This is a genomic window from Vibrio sp. Vb1980 (genome assembly GCF_033338615.1).
In the GTDB taxonomy this organism is placed as follows: Bacteria; Pseudomonadota; Gammaproteobacteria; order Enterobacterales; family Vibrionaceae; genus Vibrio; species Vibrio alginolyticus.
The window spans coordinates 45,851-66,532 of the sequence record NZ_JAWOSZ010000021.1; the positions used below are offsets into that span (position 1 = coordinate 45,851).

General features: G+C 46.1%; 20 protein-coding genes and 1 tRNA gene. 8 read left to right on the forward strand and 13 right to left on the reverse strand.

Annotation, left to right across the window (positions count from 1 at the left end; all coding sequences use genetic code 11):
• Window positions 1–81 precede the first annotated feature (81 nt).
• Window positions 82–1,485 carry an SPFH domain-containing protein gene (locus R7F64_RS21680; RefSeq protein WP_042523712.1) on the forward strand — a complete coding sequence of 468 codons (1,404 nt, stop codon included), beginning with the start codon at window positions 82–84 and terminating at the stop codon, window positions 1,483–1,485.
• A 102-nt stretch (window positions 1,486–1,587) separates the two neighbouring features.
• On the opposite strand, the gene frdD is transcribed toward R7F64_RS21680, so the two are convergent.
• From frdD to frdA, 4 genes are read right to left on the reverse strand one after another with little or no spacing between them, the layout of a single operon-like run.
• Window positions 1,588–1,965 carry a fumarate reductase subunit FrdD gene (gene frdD, locus R7F64_RS21685; RefSeq protein WP_005381493.1) on the reverse strand — a complete coding sequence of 126 codons (378 nt, stop codon included), beginning with the start codon at window positions 1,963–1,965 and terminating at the stop codon, window positions 1,588–1,590.
• An 11-nt stretch (window positions 1,966–1,976) separates the two neighbouring features.
• Window positions 1,977–2,360, reverse strand: coding sequence for a fumarate reductase subunit FrdC (gene frdC, locus R7F64_RS21690; RefSeq protein ID WP_005381491.1), 384 nt, complete (start codon window positions 2,358–2,360; stop codon window positions 1,977–1,979).
• A 2-nt stretch (window positions 2,361–2,362) separates the two neighbouring features.
• On the reverse strand, window positions 2,363–3,121 hold the full coding sequence (locus R7F64_RS21695; RefSeq protein WP_085570086.1) for a succinate dehydrogenase/fumarate reductase iron-sulfur subunit: 759 nt from the start codon (window positions 3,119–3,121) through the stop codon (window positions 2,363–2,365).
• The gene (gene frdA / locus R7F64_RS21700) at window positions 3,121–4,920 is read right to left on the reverse strand and encodes a fumarate reductase (quinol) flavoprotein subunit (RefSeq protein ID WP_005381487.1); all 1,800 of its coding nucleotides are present in this window, start codon (window positions 4,918–4,920) and stop codon (window positions 3,121–3,123) included. The genes R7F64_RS21695 and frdA overlap by 1 nt, the downstream gene beginning before the upstream one ends.
• 435 nt (window positions 4,921–5,355) lie before the next feature.
• On the opposite strand from frdA, the gene epmA reads away from it, so the two are divergent.
• The 4 genes from epmA (at window position 5,356) to R7F64_RS21720 (ending at window position 8,469) form a co-directional block, all read left to right on the forward strand.
• Window positions 5,356–6,327 carry an elongation factor P--(R)-beta-lysine ligase gene (gene epmA / locus R7F64_RS21705; protein ID WP_318072074.1) on the forward strand — a complete coding sequence of 324 codons (972 nt, stop codon included), beginning with the start codon at window positions 5,356–5,358 and terminating at the stop codon, window positions 6,325–6,327.
• Between the two features lie 9 nt (window positions 6,328–6,336).
• Window positions 6,337–6,711 (forward strand): VanZ family protein, encoded by a 375-nt coding sequence (locus R7F64_RS21710; protein WP_017635567.1) that lies wholly within the window; start codon window positions 6,337–6,339, stop codon window positions 6,709–6,711.
• 21 nt (window positions 6,712–6,732) lie between these two features.
• Window positions 6,733–7,368, forward strand: a complete 636-nt coding sequence (locus R7F64_RS21715; protein WP_054701982.1) for a TetR/AcrR family transcriptional regulator — start codon at window positions 6,733–6,735, stop codon at window positions 7,366–7,368.
• A gap of 144 nt (window positions 7,369–7,512) precedes the next feature.
• Window positions 7,513–8,469, forward strand: a complete 957-nt coding sequence (locus R7F64_RS21720) for a DHH family phosphoesterase (RefSeq protein WP_171343372.1) — start codon at window positions 7,513–7,515, stop codon at window positions 8,467–8,469.
• 73 nt (window positions 8,470–8,542) lie between these two features.
• Here R7F64_RS21720 and R7F64_RS21725 read toward each other — a convergent pair whose 3' ends face one another.
• The 5 genes from R7F64_RS21725 to R7F64_RS21745 all read right to left on the reverse strand — a co-directional run bounded on the left by R7F64_RS21725 (window position 8,543) and on the right by R7F64_RS21745 (window position 12,973).
• Window positions 8,543–9,688 (reverse strand): murein hydrolase activator EnvC family protein, encoded by a 1,146-nt coding sequence (locus R7F64_RS21725; protein WP_005381476.1) that lies wholly within the window; start codon window positions 9,686–9,688, stop codon window positions 8,543–8,545.
• 27 nt (window positions 9,689–9,715) lie between these two features.
• Window positions 9,716–10,537: a serine O-acetyltransferase gene (gene cysE, locus R7F64_RS21730; RefSeq protein WP_005381475.1), complete on the reverse strand. Its 822-nt coding sequence runs from the start codon at window positions 10,535–10,537 to the stop codon at window positions 9,716–9,718.
• Window positions 10,538–10,615: 78 nt separating this feature from the next.
• On the reverse strand, window positions 10,616–11,653 hold the full coding sequence (gene gpsA / locus R7F64_RS21735; RefSeq protein ID WP_064354380.1) for an NAD(P)H-dependent glycerol-3-phosphate dehydrogenase: 1,038 nt from the start codon (window positions 11,651–11,653) through the stop codon (window positions 10,616–10,618).
• A 195-nt stretch (window positions 11,654–11,848) separates the two neighbouring features.
• Window positions 11,849–12,313 carry a protein-export chaperone SecB gene (gene secB, locus R7F64_RS21740; RefSeq protein ID WP_005386410.1) on the reverse strand — a complete coding sequence of 155 codons (465 nt, stop codon included), beginning with the start codon at window positions 12,311–12,313 and terminating at the stop codon, window positions 11,849–11,851.
• Window positions 12,314–12,538: 225 nt separating this feature from the next.
• A complete protein-coding gene (locus tag R7F64_RS21745) occupies window positions 12,539–12,973 on the reverse strand; it encodes a rhodanese-like domain-containing protein (RefSeq protein WP_005386415.1) in 435 nt (144 codons plus the stop codon).
• Window positions 12,974–13,520: 547 nt separating this feature from the next.
• On the opposite strand from R7F64_RS21745, the gene gpmM reads away from it, so the two are divergent.
• The gene (gene gpmM, locus R7F64_RS21750) at window positions 13,521–15,053 is read left to right on the forward strand and encodes a 2,3-bisphosphoglycerate-independent phosphoglycerate mutase (RefSeq protein WP_318072075.1); all 1,533 of its coding nucleotides are present in this window, start codon (window positions 13,521–13,523) and stop codon (window positions 15,051–15,053) included.
• 82 nt (window positions 15,054–15,135) lie between these two features.
• Here the strand turns inward: gpmM and R7F64_RS21755 are convergent, their stop codons facing one another.
• From R7F64_RS21755 to rsgA, 4 genes are all read right to left on the reverse strand, one after another.
• Window positions 15,136–16,023: a DMT family transporter gene (locus R7F64_RS21755; RefSeq protein WP_005381469.1), complete on the reverse strand. Its 888-nt coding sequence runs from the start codon at window positions 16,021–16,023 to the stop codon at window positions 15,136–15,138.
• 132 nt (window positions 16,024–16,155) lie between these two features.
• The gene (locus R7F64_RS21760; RefSeq protein WP_053303033.1) at window positions 16,156–17,571 is read right to left on the reverse strand and encodes an SLC13 family permease; all 1,416 of its coding nucleotides are present in this window, start codon (window positions 17,569–17,571) and stop codon (window positions 16,156–16,158) included.
• A gap of 166 nt (window positions 17,572–17,737) precedes the next feature.
• On the reverse strand, window positions 17,738–18,595 hold the full coding sequence (asd, locus tag R7F64_RS21765) for an archaetidylserine decarboxylase (protein WP_005381465.1): 858 nt from the start codon (window positions 18,593–18,595) through the stop codon (window positions 17,738–17,740).
• A gap of 116 nt (window positions 18,596–18,711) precedes the next feature.
• The gene (rsgA, locus tag R7F64_RS21770) at window positions 18,712–19,776 is read right to left on the reverse strand and encodes a small ribosomal subunit biogenesis GTPase RsgA (protein ID WP_025768798.1); all 1,065 of its coding nucleotides are present in this window, start codon (window positions 19,774–19,776) and stop codon (window positions 18,712–18,714) included.
• Window positions 19,777–19,905: 129 nt separating this feature from the next.
• Here rsgA and orn point away from each other — a divergent pair, with 129 nt between their 5' ends.
• Window positions 19,906–20,451, forward strand: a complete 546-nt coding sequence (orn, locus tag R7F64_RS21775; protein ID WP_017635574.1) for an oligoribonuclease — start codon at window positions 19,906–19,908, stop codon at window positions 20,449–20,451.
• A gap of 156 nt (window positions 20,452–20,607) precedes the next feature.
• Window positions 20,608–20,680 (forward strand) — tRNA-Gly (locus R7F64_RS21780).
• The last annotated feature ends 2 nt before the right edge of the window (window positions 20,681–20,682 follow it).

Genomic DNA, 20,682 nt, shown 5'->3' on the forward strand with positions numbered 1-20,682 from the left:
ACATTAGTACTTGTCACTGAGTTGCATAGCAATCTGATTTTTATCGATTTAACTCAGTAACAATCCAAAAAGGAGAACAAAATGGAAAGCAGAGGTTTAGGAAGGGGTTTAAAGGTGGAAGAAAGACGTCAGTTACTACATAAAGGATTAAAAGCAGCCGTATTTGGCGTACCGCTGTTGGCAATAGGCTTAACGATTAATAGCTCGGTGCTGATGACCGATGCGGGTTACAGCTACGTGCATCAGAATAATATTACTGGTGAGTTGGATGTGTTTACTGAACCTGGCATTCATTTTCGTATGCCATTTCTGTCCAAAATCACCAAGTATGACCAAGTGATCACCGTGTCATTCGGTAACAGCAAGGGCGAAGATTTTTATCAACGTCTTGATGCGATTCAGGTTCGATTTGCCGACACCTATATTGGTCAGATCCCCGTAACATTCCGCTTTAAGCTCAGTAATGACCCTGAAGCGGTGAAGAAGATGCATAAAGAGTTCCGCAACAACAGTAACTTGATCGATGCGCTGCTTGTAAAGAACGCACGTAACGTAACGGTGATTACCGCAACCCAATACACGGGTGAAGAGTTTTTCCAAGGTGGTTTGAACCAGTTCAAATCGAAACTTGGCGATCAGTTACGAGAGGGGATTTATCTAACAGAGCGACGTCAGGTTGAAGTGGAAGAGTTGGATCTTGCGCCTGTTGGGGTGAATCAAGCTAATCCGAACCAATTACAGCGCACCAATCAACTGGTATGGAAAACTGTGCCAGTCGTAGACAAAACCGGGCAACCAATTCGTCAAGACAATCCGTTACAACAATACGGTATTCAAGTGACGCAGGTGACCATTGGTGACCCGCAGCCAGAAAAGCAATTAGATCAGCTATTGGCAGATAAAAAGCGTTTAGTGGCGGATCGTATTCGCGCGATTCAGGAACAAGAAACGTCGAAAGCACAGGCAGAGACCGAGCAGTTACGCAAAGAGATTCAACGAACACGTGAGGTGCAAGACGCCCAGCGTGGTAAAGAACTCGCAATTATTGCTCAACAAAAAGAAGTGGAAGTGGCGCGTCAGATTGCAGAGCGTGAAATCGTTGAAGTGGAAAAAACCAAACGACTTGCTGAAGTCGAGAAGGAGAAAGAGCTAGCTATCGCAGAGGCTAACTTAGCGATTCAAAAAGCGAACGCACTTTCTGCTGAGTTTGAAGCGAAAGCGATATTAGCGAAAGGTCGCGCAGAATCTGAAGTCCTAAAAGGTAAGTATGCAGCGTTAGGAGCAAACCGTGAAGTTTACTTGGCAGAATTGAATCGAGACGTAGCGAACTCGCTGTACAACAATTTGCAAAACTTCCAAGTTCAGATGCCACAAAATTACATTGGTGGAAGTGACGAAACGGGCTTGAAAACAAACCTAGATGTGATTACTGGCTTTGGTGCTCTGGGTCTTATGGACCAGACAAAGAAGGTCGCACAGCAATAAGATCATGGGTGGTCAAAAGCTTAAAAAGCAAAAAGATCATGGGTAACCCAAAGCAATAAAAAAGCTGGCATTTAGCCAGCTTTTTCTTTTTTGGTCAGTCTCTTAAATCATGAAGATAAAGATAACTGCTAGTGCAGTGATGAGGCCTGCAAATGCATAGCATGCAATTTTACCAATCACACCAGTGTGGAATTTAAGGTCGTGCATGCCGTGGTGTACACGGTGCATTGCATGCCACATTGGCAATGCTAGCGTGCCAATGATGAATAGCGCACCGATGATGCTGGTTGCGAAGGCAGAGACACGCTCGTAGCTCATCGCTTCTGCGTCAATCACGCCTAGTGGTACCAAGATACCTAGCACAAGAACGGTGATTGGCGTGATCATCGCGAACCAAGTACCACCTGCGCCAAACAGACCCCACCAGATTGGCTCATCAGAACGTTTTGGTGATGTGTTTACACTATAATTCGGTTTCATTGCTCAGCTCCTTACACCACGATGAGAACGATCAGTGAGATGAACGCAACCGCGGCCCACTGAGTCAATACGATGATCTTCTTGTCCACTGGTTTGCCCTTCAAACGAATTGGCATTACTTGTGGCATCATGCTGAAGAAAGTTTGAGCGTGGAATAGGCTACCGAGTAGTGCAACGATGTTGATTGCGACTACGATTGGGTTCGCCATGAACGCTAACCAACCTTGCCATGCTTCAGGACCTTTCACCAAGCAACCTAAACCGAAAGTTAGGAACAGAGTGAATAGGATTAACGGAAGCACCGTCGCTTCACGTAGCATGTAGAAGCGGTAGAAAGGATGGTTCTTCCACCAAGTGCGTTTTACTTCACGAACGTAAGGTTTACGATTGCTCATCCTTATGCCTCCACTTTCTTTGGTGAACCATCAGGTTTCAACATAGCAATCACGAAGTCCATAGAAGACTCCACTTTGCCTTGGTTTACTGCCGCTGCTGGGTCAACGCTCTTCGGACAAACTTCAGAACAGTAACCAACAAACGTACAACCCCAAGCACCGTTTTCACCGTTGATAAGCTTCATGCGCTCATCTTTACCGTTGTCACGGCTGTCTAGGTTGTAGCGGTGGGCTAGCGTTAGTGCAGCAGGACCGATGAACTCTGGGTTAAGACCAAACTGAGGACATGCGGCATAGCACAGACCACAGTTGATACAGCCAGCGAACTGCTTGTATTTCGCCATCTGTTCTGGCGTTTGCAAGTTCGTACCGTCTTCTGGTTTACGATCGTTACCGATGATGTATGGTTTGATTGCTTCTAGGCGCTCGATGAATGGCGTCATATCAACAATCAAGTCTTTCTCGATTGGGAAGTTCGCTAGAGGCTCGATAGTCACACCGTCTGGGTAGTCACGTAGGAAGCTCTTACAAGCAAGTTTCGGTACGTTGTTCACCATGATGCCGCAAGAACCACAGATCGCCATACGACAAGACCAACGGTAAGACAGATCTTTGTCTAGGTGGTCTTTGATGTAACCAAGTGCGTCAAGTACAGACATGGTTTCATCGAATGGGACTTCGAATGTTTGCTTGTATGGTTCTGCATCTTTTTCTGGGTCGTAACGCAGGATGTCTACTTTTTGAATGCGATTTGCTGACATTATGCTTGCTCCTCTGCGTTCTTCTCTTCAGCCGCTGCTTTTTCTGCTGCTTCACCGTATAGACGAGCTTTTGGTTGTGACTTAGTGATGGTCACATTGCTGTAATCGATACTTGGTGCTGACTCTGGCTTGTAGAAAGCAAGTGAGTGTTTTAGGAAGTTCACGTCATCACGTTCTGTACAACCGTCGTCTAGACGTTGGTGCGCACCGCGAGATTCTTTACGTAGAATCGCAGAGTGAACCATCGCTTCTGCGACTTCTAGGCCGTAACCCACTTCGATTGCGTATAGAAGGTCTGTGTTGAACACTTTACCTTTGTCTTTGATGCTGATGCGTTTGTAGCGTTCTTTCAACTCAGTGATTTTGTCGATAGTCGCTTGCATCAAATCTTCTTGGCGGTAGATACCACAGCCCGCTTCCATGGTGTGGCCCATTTCTGTGCGTATTTCTGCCCAGTTTTCGTCGCCTTCTTGGTTCATCAGTTTCGCGATGCGCTCTTCAACGGCTTTGACTTGCGCGTCAATTGCCGCGTCGTTCCAACCTTTGAATTCTGCCGCGCGTTTCACTGCGTTTTCACCCGCTACGCGCCCAAATACTACGAATTCAGCCAGTGAGTTTGAACCTAGACGGTTTGCACCGTGAAGACCAACAGACGCACATTCACCCACCGCGAATAGGCCTTTAATGCGAGTTTCACAACCGCCGTCCGTTTCAATACCACCCATGGTGTAGTGAACGGTTGGACGAATTGGAATTGGCTCTTTTGCAGGGTCCACGTTTACGTAAGCTTTTGCTAGTTCACAGATGAACGGTAGACGCTCTTGTAGGTACTCCTCACCAAGATGGCGAAGGTCTAGGTGCACCACGTCACCCAGTGGGTGTTTGATGGTGTTGCCTTTCTGTTGTTCGTGCCAGAAAGCTTGAGAAACTTTGTCACGAGGACCCAGTTCCATGTATTTGTTCTTCGGTTGGCCAACTGGAGTTTCAGGGCCCATACCGTAATCTTGTAGGTAACGGTAGCCATTCTTGTTAACGATGATACCGCCTTCACCACGACAACCTTCCGTCATCAGGATACCTGTACCAGGAAGACCTGTTGGGTGGTATTGAACGAATTCCATATCACGTAGAGGAACGCCGTGACGGTAAGCCATTGCCATACCATCGCCCGTTACGATACCGCCGTTGGTGTTACAGTGGTAAACACGGCCCGCGCCACCTGTTGCTAGAACAACAGATTTTGCTTTGATAGTAACAAGCTCGCCTTCAGACATGTGAATAGCAATCAGACCTTGAACTTCGCCTTCATCAACAAGCAGATCCACCACAAAGTACTCATCAAAACGTTTGATGTTGCTGTACTTCATTGATGTCTGGAATAGCGTATGAAGCATGTGGAAGCCAGTTTTGTCTGCAGCGAACCAAGTACGTTCAACCTTCATACCACCAAAGCGGCGTACGTTGACTTCACCGTTCTCTTTACGACTCCATGGGCAACCCCATTGCTCCATTTGGATCATTTCGCGAGTCGCGTTCTCTACAAAGTATTCAACAACATCCTGTTCACATAGCCAGTCACCACCGCCAACAGTGTCGTTGAAGTGGTTGTCTAAGCTATCTTCATCCTTGATAACTGCTGCTGAGCCACCCTCTGCAGCGACCGTGTGGGAGCGCATTGGATAAACTTTAGAAATCAGAGCGACTTCTAAGTCTGGGTTTGCTTCAGCCGCTGCAATAGCAGTACGAAGACCAGCGCCGCCTGCGCCGATGACTGCGATATCTGTGGTGATAATTTGCACAGTTATCCTCCAGTGTGTGATTGCGGAAATCCGCTTGTTATTGTCATTACGAGGCGCTCCTTAAAAAGAACTCCCCAAAAGTAGTAGGGTTAGTGTAGATGAGCCACATGGCAGAAAAATTGATGTAATTGGGTTTTTGCTTCGGTAATGCACTTAAGGGCATAGAATTTATAGGTTATGTGACTGCTATCACGGCATCGAGGTTTTGGCCCTCAAGCATTAACATTAGGGATGTTAAACCTGTGTTGCGCGACATTAACCGCATGGATAATAGGATTTTAACTGAGTGTTTTTTGTTCTGAGGCACGAGTAATGCTTGCCTCAAATTGGCGAGCACATTAGTAAAAAGAAGAAGGGATATTCCTCTCTTCTTGAAGAGTAAAAAGCATGTAGAATGAGGCTTTCCTCGCTGAATTAAAGTTTGAGAGACTTGTTATGCAAACCAACTGGCAACCTACTGCTTCCATTGACCAACTTCGTCAACGTGCGACGTTAATCGCGTCGATTCGACAATTCTTCGCTGACCGACAGGTGATGGAAGTCGATACGCCAGCCATGAGTCACGCAACCGTGACTGACATTCATTTGCATACTTTCCAAACCGAGTTTGTTGGCCCAGGCTACGCCGATGGCAGTAAGCTGTTTTTTATGACCAGCCCAGAATTCCATATGAAGCGCCTTTTGGCTGCGGGTAGCGGTTGTATTTATCAAATCAACAAAGCATTTCGTAATGAAGAGAATGGTCGCTACCACAACCCTGAATTCACGATGTTGGAGTGGTATCGCGTTGGCTTTGACCATCATAAATTGATGGATGAAATGGATGACCTGTTGCAGCTGGTATTGAAGTGTGGCGCAGCGCAGCGCATGACGTATCAGCAAGCCTTCATTGATGTGTTGGGTGTGTGTCCACTGGAAGGCTCGATGACTGAGCTGAAAGCGGCGGCAAGCAAGCTGGGTTTGAGTGACATTGCTGAGCCAGAAGAAGATCGCGATACGCTGCTGCAACTACTATTTAGCGTGGGAGTAGAAAACAAAATTGGTCAGGACGTGCCGGCTTTTGTGTACGACTTCCCTGCATCACAGGCGGCGCTTGCGAAAATCAATCCTCAAGATCATCGCGTCGCGGATCGTTTTGAAGTGTACTTTAAGGGGATAGAGCTGGCGAACGGATTTCATGAACTGGATAACCCGAAAGAGCAATTAGCGCGCTTTGAACAAGATAACGCAAAGCGTATCGAAATGGGTTTAAAACCACAGACGATCGATTATCATCTGATCTCTGCACTGGAAGCAGGGTTGCCAGATTGTGCAGGGGTCGCGTTGGGTATTGATCGTTTGATCATGCTGGCGCTAGGCTGTGACCACATTGATCAAGTGACGGCCTTTCCATTTCCAATTGCATAAGGACGTCCAATGAACCTGACGGCTGCACGTTTCGTCATCTTTAGCTACGCCATATTGATCGCTTTTTTATCTCTGAGTTCAGGTGAACTGCAAGACTGGGGCAATATAGCGTATCTCGACAAAATGCAGCACGCTATGGCGTACAGCGGCTTTGCGTTTTTAGGTTGTTTTTGTGTGTGGCGTTGGCGTCAACGTTGGGCGGTGGCGATTAGTATTTTGCTATTCAGCGCCGTTATTGAGTGGTTGCAAGGGTATGTAGGGCGACAAACTTCTTGGTTAGACCTTGTCGCCAACTCAACTGGCATCTTAACTGGTCTGTTATGTTACCGGATTTGGAGCCTCTATCGACCTAGGTTGGTGAAGTCGCTATACTCGATTCGTTAATGAAGAGGGAACACGATAACAATGAAAACGCGCGACAAAATCGTCTACGCGGCACTGGAGTTGTTCAACCAACATGGTGAGCGCAACATCACCACCAATCACATTGCCGATCACATCGAAATTAGCCCTGGTAATCTGTATTACCACTTCCGCAATAAGCAAGAAATCGTTCGTGAGATCTTTGCGCTTTATTCAGCAGAACTTTTAGAAAGATTTACCCCTATTCAAGGTTCGCAAGAGAGCCTGACTATGCTGAAGAGCTACCTAGACTCTATTTTTACCTTGATGTGGAAATACCGCTTTTTCTACGCAAACTTACCAGAAATCTTGTCACGAGATGAACAGCTACACGAACAGTACATCGATGTGCAAGAGAAGCTGCAAGCGAACCTCATTGCTATTATGCAAGAGTTCGTAACGATGAAGCTGTTGAATGTCGATCAACAACAGTTGAAGTCATTGGTATGTACATTGCACTTGATTGCGTGTAGTTGGTTGGCATATCAATCCGCGATGGCTTCAAAAACCAACATTACCGAGCAAGTGGTGAAGCAAGGGATGTTGCAGATGCTTAATGTCGTTAAGCCATTAGCAACTGAGCAGGGCTTAGAGCAGCTACTGTTATTAGAAGATGCGGTTAGCAATCTACACAGTTAAACGTCAAGCTGCTTAATATTTCGAGAGTCACTCTCATTTTCGAGTCGTGGCTCGAGTTGACTTGTCAAATATGCCACGCACAATAGTCCCATACGCTAAAAACCCTTGCAGGGATAAGATTCTCGATAAAGGAACTATCGCCCCATGAATTACGACATTTTTAATGGTGATGCTGATGGCATCATTGCTCTTCTACAATTACGTTTGGCTGATCCTGTCGATGCCCAGTTAATAACCGGTGTAAAGCGCGACATCAAGCTGGTGGAAAAAGTAGACGTGCAAGCGGGTGATGAGCTGACTGTGTTAGACATTTCGATGGAAAAGAACATGGCAGGTCTAGAGCAAGCTTTGGCTCAAGGCGCGCACGTCTTTTACGCCGATCATCACAAAGCGGGCGACATTCCTCAGCATGGTAATTTGGATGCGCACATCGATCTCGATGCCAACATGTGCACGGCGTTGATTGTCGATAAGTTGCTTGATGGGCGTTTTCATGACTGGGCGATTACGGCGGCTTATGGCGATAACATGATTGCTAAAGCCGATGAGTTAGCGAATAACGCGGGCTTGTCGCAGCAACAGAAAGAGCAGCTAAAAGAGCTGGGTACTTTAATTAACTACAACGGCTACGGATCGAAGGTCGAAGATTTACACTTTCATCCTGCGGAGCTGTACCGAGCTTTGCTGAAGTACACGTCGCCATTTGAAGCTATTGAAGATAAGGCCTCGCCATACTACCAATTGCAATCGGCTTACCAACAAGACATGGAGGCGGCTCTCGCAGTGCCTGCCATGCATGAGAGCGGTAAGCTGAAGTTGTTTGAGTTACCAAACACGGCGACATCACGCCGAATCAGTGGTGTTTATGGCAACTGGCTAGCAAACCAAACCCCTGACTCTGCGCATGCGGTACTTACTGAAAATGCAGATGGTACTTATACGGTTTCACTCCGTGCCCCGTTAAACAATAAACAAGGTGCCGTGGCCGTGTGTGGTCAGTTCCCGACAGGTGGGGGGCGAGAGGCGGCGGCAGGAATCAACGCGTTAAGCAAAGATGATGTGAATGCTTTTATTGATGCGGTAGAAACCTACTACGCATAGCGTTTTCCAAAACATGAATACAACAAAGGAGCCGAGTGGCTCCTTTTTTATGACAAGTCAATAAGTCAGATAATCAGCGCTTTAACCAAGATTTCGGATTCTGCGCTTCACTATTACGACGAATTTCGAAGTACAGCGATGGCCTGTCTTGACCGCCCGTATCACCCGCGAGAGCAATCACTTCGCCTGCGGTGACTCGATCGCCTTCTTTTTTAGTTAACGCTTGGTTGTAACCATAGAGGGTCATGTCACCTTTTCCGTGGTCGAGCAGTACCACTAAACCGTATCCGCGCAGATACTCAGCAAATACGACAGTACCAGGATAAACGGCTTTCACTTGTTGACCATAGTTGGCAGACAGCACCATGCCCTTCCAGTTTACCTGCCCGGTTTGTCGCGTACCAAAGTTGTGTAACACACTGCCTTTGAGTGGCCAAGGCAACTTACCGCGCTGTTTGCCGAGTCCGTCCATTGGCACCGCATTACGCTTCGCTGCTTTGGCGATCTCTGCTTTTAAACGGGTTTCGTTGCGTTGCAGCTCGGCTAAGTAGCGTTTGTCATTCTTGATACTGCTCTGAATTTTATTCAGGGTTTGCTTACGCTTGGATTGTGTACTCGCTAGCGCTGTACGTTTTTCGGATTGCTGCTTGAGCAGAGTCTCGATTTGCTCTTTTTCTAGCTCGAGCTGGTTTTTGTTGTGCGCTAATTCTTGGGTTATTTTGGTGATCGCATCAATCACTTCAGCACGTGCTTTAGCTAAATGCTGGAAGTATTGGCTCATGCGGTCTTCTTCCACACCTTGATTTAACAAGTGACCATTGGCCTTCGCTCGCTCGGTTACGTAATACGTTTGCAGCAGCTGTTTGAGTTCTTCTTCTTGCTCTTGACGCTGTGCTTCTTGCAAGGCAATTTTCTCTTCCAGGTTTTCTATGTTTTTGTCTGCTTGTGCGAGGTTAGACTTGGTTTGTCGTATTTCACGCTCAAGCTTAGAAATACCAAGCTCTTGATCTTTTAGTGATTTCTGTAACTCATTGAGCTGCTTTTCTTGGGAAGAGAGCGATTTGCGCTGACGGCTTATCTCACTGGATACGCCTTTGAGCTCTTGCTGACTCACAGCAGAGGAGGTAATGGGATAAGTGGCAGATAAAGCACAAGTTAATAAAATAGCCGAGCGTAGAACAGGGTGATTTTGTTTTCGCACTTGAGAGTTACCTACCACGTTGTTGTCAAAAAGGTTTGTTGACGATTAAATACCATCTCCATGGATAAAGCTTTGCGACTTGCCGTTAAAGCCTTGATCCATATCGAGAGAGGGTTTGTCCGTTTTTGGACGTCCGACGATTTTTGCAGGCACGCCAGCCACCGTTGTGTGAGGAGGCACGGCTTGCAATACCACAGAGCAAGATCCGATTTTCGCGCCTTCACCGACTTCGATATTGCCAAGAATCTTTGCACCAGCTCCGATCATCACACCCTCGCGAATTTTCGGGTGACGATCACCGCATTCTTTACCAGTACCACCAAGGGTGACATCTTGCAGTATAGACACGTCGTTTTCGACCACGGCAGTTTCACCAATCACGATGCCTGTTGCATGGTCGAGCATGATACCACTACCAATGCGCGCTGCAGGGTGAATATCGACCTGACATGCTACCGAAATCTGATTTTGTAGGTAAGTCGCAAGAGCGTGACGACCTTGCTTCCACAGCCAGTTTGCTACTCGGTAGCCTTGCAGTGCGTGATAGCCTTTTAGGTACAGCAATGGCATTGAATACATTGAAACAGCAGGGTCGCGATTGACCGTGGCACAAATATCACAAGCCGCACCGTCAGTGATGGTTGGATCAGCCGCAAAGGCTTCTTCAACCACTTCACGCACAGCCATCGCTGGCATGGAAGCGGTGTTCAATTTGTTAGCCAGAATATAACTCAGAGCGGCACACAAACTTTCATGCTTGATAATGGTGGCATGATAGAAGCTTGCCAGCATAGGCTCTTGTTCTGACATTTCACGGGCTTCTGAGACAATTTTGTTCCAGACTTTTTGTTTTTCGCAGTGTTTCATTCTCAATATCCAGAGTGGTTCTTCCGTGACCCGACAACTTCAATTTTTCTCAGATGAGCTGCAAAGGGCGGTAGATTGCTACTTTCCTTCGGCTTTTTTGTCACGAGCAAGTAAATCTTGCGCTGCTAAGCGCGCATCTTTTCCTTGATACAATACTTGATAAATTTGATCAACTATCGGCATCTCAACACCCATACGTTGAGAAAGTAGCCATACTTCTTTTGTATTGCGGTAACCTTCAACCACTTGACCAATTTTTTCTTGAGCCGTATCAACGTCTTTACCTTGGCCTAATGCCAAGCCAAAGCGTCGGTTACGTGATTGGTTATCGGTACATGTCAGGACAAGATCGCCTAAACCCGCCATGCCCATAAAGGTTTCTGGCTGTGCACCCAGCGCAGCACCAAGGCGACTCATTTCAGCCAAGCCACGAGTAATTAATGCAGTACGGGCGTTGGCGCCAAAACCGATACCATCAGACATACCTGCACCAATCGCAATAACGTTTTTCACAGCGCCGCCCAATTGCATACCAATAAAGTCACTATTGGCGTATACGCGGAAGGTTTTGCTACAGTGGATTTTTTCTTGTAGATCCGCAACAAATTCAGAATCTGGAGACGCAACTGAAATTGCAGTCGGCATACCCATTGCGAGCTCTTTCGCAAACGTTGGGCCAGACAATACTGCTAGTGAGTAGTTTTCACCGATAATGTCATAAGCGACGTCTTTCAGCAGGCGCCCCGTTTCAGGTTCAAGCCCTTTGGTTGCCCAACAGATGCGAGAGTCTTCGCGCAAGAATGGTTTACAGCTGTTTAGCACGATGCCAAAGACATGGCTTGGAACCACAACCAACAAATCTCGGCTTGCTTGAACGGCTTTTTCTAAATCCGATTCAATGATCAAGCTTTCAGGGAAATCAACACCTGGTAAGAAGGCATGGTTAGCTCGGTCTGCTTCTAGGCGAGCCATGTGCTCTGGCTCGTGTCCCCAAAGGACAACGTTCGCGCCGTTACGAGCGAGTGAAATTGCCAAAGAGGTGCCGTATGAGCCTGCGCCAATCACAGTCATTGCGATGTCTTTACCGTAAGCATTGTTTGTATTTGCTTGTGTCATGCTACCGCCTAATTGTCTTGCTACTAGTAGAATCTAGTTCCTAATCGTCAAATTTTACGCCTTCTGGCGATTAGGAACTAGGAACTTTTGTCAGAAATAAAAAATGCACATTGCATCGAATGGTAGACGCTCTGTGCATTTTATTTGAGTCGGTGACGTCAGCACTGTGGCTATTCGTCACTTATAAAACGTGAATTACGCTTCAGCTTCGCCTTGTTGAGCTTGCTGTTGTAGGTAGTTCATGAATAGCGCGTCAAAGTTTACTGGCGCTAGGTTCAGTTGAGGGAACGTACCTTTAACGACTAGGCTTGAGATAGTTTCACGAGCGTATGGGAATAGGATGTTCGGGCAGAATGCGCCTAGGCAATGTGCAAGTTGACCAGCTTCCATTTGTTCAGCAGTGAAGATACCACCTTGTTGAACTTCACATAGGAACGCAGTCTCTTCTTCGTTCTTCACAGTAACGGTTAGGCGTAGAACAACTTCGTAAACGCCTTCACCAAGCTCACGGCTTTGAGTGTCTAGGTCTAGTTTAACGTCTGGGTTCCACTCTTTCTGGAAAATTACTGGAGAGTTCGGCGCTTCAAAAGAAACGTCTTTTAGGAAGATGCGTTGAATTGCGAAGTTTTGTTGTGCGTCTTGAGGTGCTGCTTCAGCCATTTTTTAATCCTTAAATCAATATTTGTTGAGCCTAGAAACGTCTAAGCTCAGAAAACTGGTATGTCCTGAGACTAACTGAGCCAATCTACCTTGACTAGATGAAGCGTGTATTACGTGCAAAGCGTCACAACTTAGTGCTCCAACTGCTTTCAATTTGCTCAGTTTTTTGTCCGCGAGGCTTGGTAAAAGCGCGTTTAAACGCGAACTTTCGTTCTTGCCACGTTCCTACTTCTTACCGCGAACTAACGGCAGGTTCGCTTCGTTCCACGCAATCAAACCATTTTTTAGTAGGCTCACGTTTTCGAAGCCAGCTTTTACTAGTAGGTTTGCGCTTTCTTGAGCGGTCTGTCCTGTCTTACATACAACAATGATTGGGTCTGATTTGTGGTTTTCAAGGCTACCCAAGTTACCCGCTTTGATGTCTGACGGTAAAATGTGAAGTGAGTCGGTGATATGACCTTTTTTGAACTCGTCTTTGGTACGGATATCCACTACAACGCCGTTTTCACGGTTCATAAGATGAGTCAGTTGGTTTACGTTGATTTCTTTGTATGCGGCTGTCGCTGATTTCACGATGTTCATGATAAAGGCGACAAGAAGACCTACCCAAACCAAAGATAGAATCATGTTCTGTTGGAAAAATTCAATGTACTCTTGCATGTCTTGAGCTCTTACGCTGTTGGCGGAAAAATAAAGCAGGAGTATAGCGAGGTTACGGCTCTTAGGCGAGAGGGTTAAAATTTTCTAACGAATAATTGAGATCTCTATAAACCCGTTATGCCCTTACTATCCGTACATTTCGCTCTGGTAGCTTGATTGCTTTTGCCTATTGGACTTATCGGTCTAAGTGACTTCTGTTTTACTGAGAAAAGAGAACAATAGGTATTAACCCATCTTGTTTGATGTTGCTTTAAATTAGCACTGTTTCAAGTGCAAAAATAAGAATGAGAAGCGTAAGAAAACCGAACTTAGACTGGGGTGTACAAAGCGTATTAGGAATGACTATGCTTGTGGAACACGTTTGTCGGCACTGACTCGTTGTTCGCTTAACTTGTAAGATAGCAACAATAAATCGCAAACATTATTTGATCTTAACCTACAGTTTTGGTTAAAAAGTGTAGTAAAATTACGCTAGTTTTGTTTCAAGGTTAGATAGGGCAGCGAGGCCCTACGCCAAAAGTTACTTAAATTTGATGAGGTCATCACTATGTCAGCTAAGAAGCCACTGGCTCTAGTTATCCTTGACGGTTACGGTTACCGTGAAGACACAGCAAGTAACGCAATTGCGAATGCGAAAACACCAGTAATGGATGCTCTGATTGCGAATAACCCACACACATTAATCTCTGCTTCAGGCATGGATGTTGGCCTTCCTGATGGTCAAATGGGTAACTCTGAAGTTGGTCACACTAACATTGGTGCAGGCCGCGTTGTATACCAAGACCTGACTCGTATCACTAAATCAATTGCTGATGGTGAGTTCGAACAAACGCCTGCGCTAGTTGAAGCAATCGACTCTGCTGTGAAAGCTGAAAAAGCAGTACACATCATGGGCCTGATGTCTCCAGGCGGTGTTCACTCTCACGAAGACCACATTTACGCTGCAGTTGAAATGGCAGCGGCGCGTGGCGCAGAGAAAATCTACCTACACTGCTTCCTAGACGGCCGTGACACACCACCACGTAGTGCTGAAAACTCACTACAACGTTTCCAAGACCTATTTGCGAAACTAGGTAAAGGCCGCGTTGCTTCTCTAGTAGGTCGTTACTACGCAATGGACCGTGACAACAACTGGGATCGCGTCCAAGTTGCTTACGATCTTCTAACTCAAGCTAAAGCTGAGTTCACAGCAGAAACGGCAGTTGCAGGTCTAGAAGCGGCTTACGCTCGTGAAGAAAACGACGAATTCGTTAAAGCAACAGCTATCAAAGCAGAAGGTCAAGAAGACGCAATCATGCAAGATGGTGATGCGGTTATCTTCATGAACTACCGTGCTGACCGTGCACGTCAAATCACTCGTGCATTCGTTCCTGCATTTGACGGCTTTGAGCGTGCAGCATTCCCAGCAATTAACTTTGTGATGCTGACTCAATACGCGGCTGATATCCCTCTAGCTATCGCATTCCCACCTGCGTCTCTAGAAAACACTTACGGTGAGTGGCTATCTAAACAAGGTCAAACTCAGCTACGTATCTCTGAAACAGAGAAATACGCACACGTGACTTTCTTCTTCAACGGTGGTGTTGAGAACGAATTCGAAGGCGAAGAGCGTCAATTGGTTGCTTCTCCAAAAGTTGCAACGTACGACATGCAGCCTGAAATGAGCTCTCCAGAACTAACAGAGAAGATGGTTGCGGCTATCAAATCAGGTAAGTTCGATACCATCATCTGTAACTACCCGAATGCAGATATGGTTGGTCACACTGGCGTTTATGAAGCGGCTGAGAAAGCAATCGAAGCTCTAGATGAAAGTGTGGGTAAAGTGGTTGAAGCAATCAAAGAAGTTGGCGGTCAACTATTGATCACTGCGGACCACGGTAACGCAGAAATGATGATCGACCCTGAAACTGGCGGCATCCACACTGCTCACACTAACCTACCAGTGCCTCTAATCTATGTAGGTGACAAAGCGGTTGAATTCAAAGAAGGCGGTAAACTGTCTGACCTTGCACCAACCATGCTTTCTCTAGCTGGTCTAGAAATCCCAACAGAAATGACGGGTGAAGTATTAGTTAAATAATTAACTAACGGCTCCGAATGACAAAAGCCCGAGTTTAAACTCGGGCTTTTTTGTATCTGGCAGTAAGGGCTGGTCTGTAAGGTTACTGAACCAAAATGCCCGCACCAATCACAGCTAGGGCAGCGCCCAACCATGCAAATCGGTTTGGTCGGCGTTTAGTGTAAATCCAGAGCAGTGGTAGCAACATAATTGGCGTGGTTGAAGATAGAAGTGCAACCATACCTACATTTCCTTCTTGCAGTGCGTATAAGATTAGCGTCATGCCGACGGCCATCGCCAAGAAACCATTAAGGGCAGTAATACCAAATACGCGCCAAGTAATGTGTTGCGTCGAGCGAGCGACTTTGACCCCTAGAACTAACAACATGCTGTGGGCGAAAAAGGCACTGATCATTCGAATAGCAGAAGCCGCAACTGGGTCAATACTGGTTTGCATTACTGGCTTGGCGATAATGCCTCCCAATGCTTGGCACATTGCTGCGGTTAAGCCAAGTCCAATACCTACCCAGATGTTACCTTTAATGTCTTCCAAGACGTTATTCACTTGACCTCTTCGGCCAAAGAATATCGCCATCACCACGCCGCTAAATACCAATGATGCGCCCAGTAGTTCTATTGTGGTCATGACTTCGCTAAATAAGAAGTAGCCCAAGATGGCAGAGAACACGGCGTGGCAAGAGAAGAGTAACCCGGCTTGTCTTGGCCCCATACGATTCAAACACGCGAATAGAGCGGTATCGCCAATAAAAATACCAATCAGTCCTGAGGCCATCATTGGCGTTACATGTTCCCAAGAAACCGTTAACCAGCCGCCAGTTATCCAGGCCATTGTTGATAAGATCACGGCTGTGCAGCCCATACGCCAGCGGCTGTAAGAAAATGCGCCTAGGTGTTGTGCAGGAATGACCGAAATTAGGCTAGAAACTGCCCACAGAAAAGCGGCGCATAAAGCAAGCCATTCGTAACCCATGATGTGTCGACGTCCTTGTAGAGTAGAGGAGTCTTAATATGCACGAAATTTATGGGATGTAAAAGCCGCTCTGTAAGGGCAGTAGCTGGAGAGCAGCTCCATGACAACACGCTTTTTCATGGAGCTCTTCGATTAAAACAGTACCAAAACTGCGCCATACACGATAATTAGACCAATCAAACCGAGAATCAGGCCTACTTTCGCCATGTCTTTGCTCTCGATGAGGCCTGTTGAATAAGCCAAAGAGTTTGGTGGTGTGGAAACCGGTAAGATCATGCCAAGTGATGCGGAGAAGGCGACGACAACCAGTAAACCTTGTAGGCCACCAACCGCAATAAGGCTTGGCATGGATGTACCAATAGCGGCAGCAATAGGCATCAATAAGTTTGCCGTTGCGGTATTAGACATAAAGTTCGCCATTAACCAGCACACTACCGATAGGGCTAAAACAACGGCAAATGGTGATAGCAGGCTGTAATCAATAGCGTGCGCTAATGCTTCGGCTAAGCCTGTTTTGTCTAAGGCAATACCAATTGCTATACCACCGGCAACCAGCCATAAAACATCCCAGTTAATTAGCTTGAGCTCTTCTTTTCCCATAATGCCCGTTAACGTGAACACTGCTAGTGGGATAATCGCGACAACATATGTATTCATGCCATGCACTTTCGTTGTCATCCAAAGCAAAATGGTTAGTGCAAAAGTGATGTAGACGACGATCGCACGCCAGCTCTTTTTGAATGTACCATCTAGCTTTAGTTTCATTTCTGGTTCGCTAGACGGAAACAGCTTTTGCAACAAGAACCAAGCTACAGTGAGTTGTACCAACACAAAGGGTAGACCCATTGTCATCCACGATAGGAAGTCTATCGCGTTTTCTCCAGTGAGATATTGAAGCGCTATCGCATTAGGTGGCGTGCCTATCGGAGTCGCAATGCCGCCTGTATTCGCTGCAATTGGAATACACAACACCAGTGCTTTAATGCCTAAATCCCCTTTAGGTGCTGAAGCGACGATGGGGCCAAGCAGGGCTAGCATCATCACGGTCGTGGCAGTATTGGACATAAACATTGAAAAAACGGCGGTAATTAACATCAAGCCCAGCATGATGAACTTAGGTTGGGTGCCGAATGGTTTTAATAGTACTCGGGCGAGGTTGTTGTCGAGCTCGTATTTGGAAGCCGCAATCGCGAGAGCAAAACCACCCATAAAAAGAATAATGATCGGTGAAGAGAAGGCCGAGAAAATATCGGTGTAAGCAATTAACTCTCCTAAATCATGCCCTGCTGGTGGATTGCGAAATAGATGCAAACCTTTATCCGATATCATGATCAGTTCAAGAGCGATAATAAGAATGGACGTAGCAAAAACGGGAACCGGCTCGAGAACCCAAAGTAGCGCAGCAAGAAGAAAAATAGCCAACAGGCGATGCTGAATTAAAGTGAGATCGTCAATAGGAATAGCATCGATCGGCATCATCAAAACACCGAGCGGAATTAAAAAGCACACCAGCAATTTCGCCAACGTGTTTACACTCATCTTTGGCATTGGCTGCCCCTCTAAATATTCATTCTAAGTGCAGGATAATTGATTGTGGAATGAGGGTCTTAGAGGCAGGTATGAGTTTGAGAAATAGAGGCTAAATTTCGAACGGAGTTTTGCTTTTTATCAATAAAAAGAGCCCTTAATAAAGGGCTCTTTAACGGTGTTTTACTTATTTTTTCAAGGCGTAAGGTGTGCCCATAACGGTTGGCTTACCGTTTTCCATGCTTGCGTCAAACTCAATCGCGTCTTTGGCAAACAGGTTAATAACAGTAGAACCCAGTTTGAAGCGGCCCATCTCTTCGCCTTTTTTCAAGATCACGGCCTTGTCACCCTCTGCTGGGTAATCCCATTTGTAGACAGTGTTTCCACGAGGCGGAGTGATCGTGCCAGCCCATACTTGCTCAATGCTACCAACAATTGTCGCACCAACAAGCACCTGTGCCATTGGACCAAACTCAGTATCGAAGATACACACCACACGCTCGTTACGTGCAAATAGGTTCGGTACGTTTTCTGCTGTCAGAGGGTTTACTGAGAACAGGTCACCTGGTACGTAAATCATTTGGCGCAGAGTGCCGTCACATGGCATGTGTACACGGTGGTAATCGCGCGGAGATAGATACAATGTGGCAAAAGAACCATCTTTAAATTCGTCCGCTAAATTCGCGTCACCGCCCAGCAATTCTTGTGCTGAGAAGTGATGACCTTTTGCTTGGATAAGTTGACCATCTTCAATAGGGCCAAACTGGCTAACACAAGCGTCGGCTGGATGAGTGATGACGTTTTCGCCTTCAGAAATTGGGCGTGCGCCTTCTTTTAGCTCACGAACGAAAAACTCGTTGAACGTTTTAAAATGCTTAGGATCTGAGTGCTTTGCCTCATCCATATTCACATTGTATTGTTTAATAAACCAACGAATAACTGCTGTTGTTAGACCGCCAGCTTTTGCTGAAGCCAGTTTACCCATTAGGCGAGTGAGGCCGTGTTGTGGGATCCAGTACTGCAGTCCAACTTTAAACTTGTCCATCTTTAATTCCGATACTTCTGTTAGATTCGCGCTTTAGGGCGCGTGATGTTACTGAAATTTAATTTGCTTGTCAGTATTAGGTGAAGACTTTTTACACAGTTACAGCCTTAACTCAATTACAGATCGGCTTTTTTATTACGTGAATACTGACGATTTGCTTTATTTTCAACCATGCTTTCCAAAATGCGATGATAGTTTTCAAAGCGAGTTTCGTTAATTTCCCCGTTCTCGACAGCTTCACGTAGAAGGCAGCCTGGGTCATCATTGTGTTTACAATCTCGGAACTTGCAACCACCTAAATATGGTCGAAATTCAACGAATGCTTTTGTTACTTCTTCTGCTTCCAAATGCCAAAGACCAAATTCACGTACTCCAGGTGAGTCGATCAAATCGCCACCCGTTGGAATGTGGTATAAACGTGCAGCCGTCGTGGTGTGTTGGCCCAAGCCAGAGTTCTCAGAGACTTCGCCTTCTTCCACTTCGCTCTCTAGTTCCGGCATTAACGCGTTGACTAAGCTGGATTTCCCTACGCCTGATTGACCAACAAAGATATTAATTCGGTCACGCAGCAGGGTTTCTAGTTCAGCAATGCCTTCTCCAGACTTCTTGCTGACCAGAAGCACTTTATAGCCAATACGTTCATATTCTTTGAGCCATTCTTCATACATTGCACGATCATCGGCTTCTAGAAGGTCGACCTTATTTAAGACCAACAATGGCGCAATATTCAGTGTTTCTGATGCAACGAGATAGCGGTCAATAATATTTAGCGATAGCTCTGGTAATACCGAAGAGACAATGACCATTTGATCAATATTGGCTGCAACGGGTTTTAGGCCATCGTAATAATCTGGACGAGTGAGCACTGAAGAGCGAGGTTCTACCGCCTCAACAACACCAGAGATGCCCGCCATAGACTCCAATCCTTCGCGCCATAAAACACGATCGCCAGATACTAGAGACTCAATACCACGGCGGAGGTTACAGCGTTGAATTTCGCCTGTTTCAAGGTCTTCAATGTCCGCGTGCTGACCAAAACGAGTGATCACGAGACCTTGCTTGCTGGCGCCTAGCATGTTTTCATCCCACTGGATGGACTCTTCTTGCTTCTTCAAACGCTTTTGTTGGTTGCTACGTACGCGTCGCACCTGACCTTTGGTTAACTTTTTCTTCTTTGCCACAATTCTGTACTTTATGTGAATTTACTCAAATGGTTGAGCCGTACTCTTGGCTCCGTGTATGAGTATCGTGTTTCTCGTATTTTGAGGTATAGTACCTCTTTTATCGATAAACAAATAGGCGGCGTAACCATGTCCTTTAGCGATCAAAACCTAATTTGGGTTGATTTAGAGATGACAGGGCTTGATCCTGAAACGCACAAAATCATCGAAATTGCTTCTATTGTCACAGATAGCGAACTAAATATTTTGGCTGAAGGTCCAGTGTTAGCGATTCATCAGCCGGAAGAAGAACTGGCGAAAATGGACGACTGGTGCACTAATACGCATACGGCAAGCGGTTTGGTGGAGCGCGTTCGAAACAGTCAAATCTCAGAACAAGACGCAGTCGCACAAACCATTGAATTTTTAGAAAAATGGGTGCCGAAAGGAGCTTCGCCAATATGTGGTAACAGCATTGGGCAGGATCGTCGCTTTTTATACAAGCATATGCCTGAGTTGGAAGAGTTCTTCCATTACCGATATGTTGACGTTAGTACTCTTAAAGAACTAGCACGTCGCTGGCAACCTGAGGTGCTAAATGGGTTCACAAAACAGGGAACACATTTGGCCTTGGACGACATTCGTGAGTCCATCGCAGAACTTAAGTACTATCGAGGTACTATTTTCAAGATTTAACTGTTAAGGTTGCGATCCAAATTGTTGTAATTTATATCGCTTTTGATTGCTTTTTCGTCGTTCAGTAAAAAAATAAAGTTTTTTTGAAGGAAGGACTTGCATCACAAAAAAATGCTCTTATAATTCGCAGCCCTAAACAGCGGAAACGTTGTTGATGCGACACTAGCTCAGTTGGTAGAGCGCAACCTTGCCAAGGTTGAGGTCACGAGTTCGAACCTCGTGTGTCGCTCC